The following is a 3,588-nucleotide window of genomic DNA, read 5'->3' on the forward strand; positions in this document are numbered from 1 at the left end:
TTTAATACTGAATGCAGTAATGGCTGCCCCGCCACCTAGTGCAGAAACCACGGAACTATAATCTGCATTTTTTATTTCCGCTATTGGGTATTGACCATTATAGCTCCATATATAATTAATTTTAGCACCTTTTTCTTGTGCAAGGCTCAAAGGATTTCCTTTGTTGTCATAAGCTTGGTAGCGAATACGTGTTTCATCGGTATTTGATACTGTATTGAGTACATCTACACTTCCGGGTACATAGATATTCGAAAATGGTTGAATGAAATTTCTACGCTCCAAACTTGTTTTGCCATTTTTCACGATCGTTTGCTCAACTACAGGACTAATTATATTTCTGGTAATCATGCCCTGATAGATTCCATTCGGATCACGTCCCAAACTGACCATTTCATGTGGATACTTATAATTAACCTCTCTGGTCAGCCCATCGCTGGTTGAAATTGTTTCCTTGCCTATTTGAGTATGAAGAACATTAGGATATTGGTAGCCGGTTTTTGATAATAAGATACTGCCATCTTCATTGTAATTATAAACCGACGTAGAATCTTTATATACCCATTTTGAATAAAAGCTATATTTATTAATCTCGTATCCATTAAACTCTTCATATATCGGCGGATCGCTATGAAGTGGAAAAATGTATTGTTTATTAATTACATAAGCATCAACCACCTTACTCACCCTGGGATCGACAATATAATGGTTGACTACTTTCTTAATATTAATAAATGCTCCATTTTGTTTTTTAAAGAATAACTGCTCTTTTTCAAGGCCATTTCTCGATCCGGTATTAGAGCTTTTAACGCCTAGCACTAAAAAAGCGCCCCAAATTGGTTTTGATAAGGCATCTGGTTCTATAATATATGAATGAGAAATGCCTCCATTTTCAAAATTCTCCCCTATACTTTCTATAACATTTTCATAATAGATATGATTCCTGGAATAACGATAAATATTATTGACGGAATTTGAATACATTATCCTGGATTTGCAAAGCTGCACAGTCATTCCACCACCGGACCCTCCATCACCACAATTTCCACTTATAGCTGTATTGAAGTCTTTCGCATAAGTTGGGATATTTGATTGCTGGCCTGATGACTTTGAAAGGTCATTTAAATAGGAATAATTGTAATTTTTTGTTTGCAGAATACCGGTATTGTCTTTAGTAAAAAACGTCCGTACCCGAAGCCCACCTGTTGGTTGATTGATTTCAATTTGACTACTTGGACCAGTTTCATAACTTACAGAAGCAGAACACCTAATATTTGGGTATAGGCTTGTGATTCTTATGAAATACTGGACTCCCGCAGCAAGAGTAATGGCCTCATTAGAAAAATTCTGACCCAACTTAGATGTTCTGGTGAATACGACAGCCTGGTCGGACTTTCGAACAATTTCTGTTCTTAAAAGGTTGATCAGCGGATCTATATTCGAACCACCGCCTCCGCCAACACTAATCAGAGTACCCCCGTTTAAAAGAATATTTTCAGAACTGTATGGGGTAAAATTTGCCGAAGTTGCCGTTGTTGGATAACTGGATGTTGGTAATATAGAAACTAATTTATTATCTCTTGGTGGAGGCACGCTTTTCAATCCTCTATATTCATTGAGTTCATAAAAAATGCTATCAACCGCCCCTGTTGGATAAGTTATTTTAGTTAGGGAACCTTTTAAAGTACTGGAAAAATCGCAATTTCTTAATGCTGTAGCACCAGGAAACATTTGCTTTTCATAATCGGTATTAGGAACAGGTACCAGGCTATTGTTTCGCTGGCCATTGAAATAGCCAAACAGATCCTGAGCATAAGATAGTCTGGGTGGTAAACCGTTAATATCATTATAAACAAAACTATGTTTTCTGCTTTCGATCGAAGTTTTTCCTTCTTCTACAATTGATTCTAAAAATGGTCTGTATTTTAAAGATAAGGATTGTCCATAGGGTGAAGCGAAGTAAGGATCCGCTATTGCATAAGTATAGTTTAACTTGAACGTTTTTAAGGGCTGAACACCATTTCGAATCTGGACGTTACTCAACAGCTGGTCTCCAATAATCCCATTATCTGGTGCAGTAATGTCCTGACGATCTATGTAGTTGAAATCAATTACAAGTGATCTAAAAGATATTTTGGTTAAAATCTTTCCCCAGGCGGTTATGCTACTGCTACAGTTACTTTCTGAATTAACTGCAGCACATTTTGTAATTGTGCAATGACTTTGGTTTTCCAAATCGTATGTTCTGGTTAAGGTTTGTGAGATCCCAGCGTCATATTGATAATAACAATCTTTGTACGTAAACAAAACTTCCTCTTGATTTGGTGTGACAACCCTGGTTAAATACCAGGATGTTGGTAAACGAGAGGCGTAGGGACCAGAAGAAGATCCATAGCAAGTTGAATTTGAAGAGGTTAATTCAATGGTATTGAAATAATAAACTGCACCGTCGGGAGTAGTGATGGTAATGGTGGAAGATTCAGAATTTTGGTATAGATATTTTATCTTCAGATTGTTATGAGGTATTGAAACAATTTGATCGGCACTATCCAAAATAAATTTACCAGCATATCCATTAAAGTTATACATAAATTCGTCAGGCTCAGTATTATAAGGGCTTGCTCCTGTTGCATTATGCAGATAGTCTAAAAAACTTTGGTTAAATGAGTTCCAGTCAGCAGGTAAGGTGGATCTATTTCCAGGTCTGTCGGGTTGTCCGTTAACATTCCTCGTAATTACACCTCCGGCATTAAATGCCCAACCCAACCCTACCCGGGATGCAATTTGGTCAACTTTTATCCCAGATGTTGAATATTGCAGATTTATTGGCATTGCCCATTTATTTCCTTCAATACTATATAATGGTACTTCAAAGTTCAATGAACCTGTTTGCATCCCGATATCTAAATTGCCATATTTACCCAGTTCTGCGGCATTAGGTGCCGGTGGTATTAAGACTGGAAGATTGTTATAGCTGGTTTGTCCGTTGACAGGATCTATTCCACTGAAAAGCCATATAAAAAAGATGGTGGCGATAATGTATTTAACTTTCATAGAGTGTTATCTTTAAGTATATATCTCGTGACTATTGATATTACGATTTGGAGTTTGAGGTCTACTTTATAGAAATGCATTTAATTGTTTTCTCCAGTTCTTGGATTTGCTTTTGTTGCTCTATCAAATACAAAGTCAGTTCTTCGATTTTCTTGAGCAGTTTGGCATTCATTTCTCCAAGATCAATTCCATTAGTTTTCACCTCTGTAGCAGATGGGATACCTGGCAAATGGCCATTTTCATGTATATGTTTTTCTGTTTCTTCAAGTGAGGAAAGTTGATAGCCTTTCTTGAACACATAGTCCGGCCCGTTCTGAGTTTCTACCTTGATCTCCTTTGCGCGAATCTTCCCATTAACAGAGAGTTTATCAGTTGGATCTGTAGTACCAATTCCAACGTTTCCATTTGGATGGATGAACATTCTATGGTACCAGTCTGTAGATCCTCCTCCCGGGTTATCATAGAAGGTTTTTGTGCCAAACAAAATACCTGGAACATGATAGCCAGGGGGAACAGCCTCAAGAATTGCAGCGGTTT

The 3,588-nt window shown here is 37.4% G+C and carries 1 protein-coding gene and 1 pseudogene; both read right to left on the reverse strand.

Annotated features, from left to right (window positions below; genetic code table 11):
• On the reverse strand, positions 1-3,051 hold a 3,051-nt coding region (locus VNZ46_RS04370; protein WP_325558899.1), incomplete at its 3' end, for a hypothetical protein.
• 61 nt (positions 3,052-3,112) lie between these two features.
• Positions 3,113-3,588 (reverse strand): annotated as a pseudogene (locus tag VNZ46_RS04375) (hypothetical protein); the annotation flags it as partial.

Source organism: Pedobacter sp., from assembly GCF_035566355.1.
GTDB lineage: Bacteria > Bacteroidota > Bacteroidia > Sphingobacteriales > Sphingobacteriaceae > Pedobacter.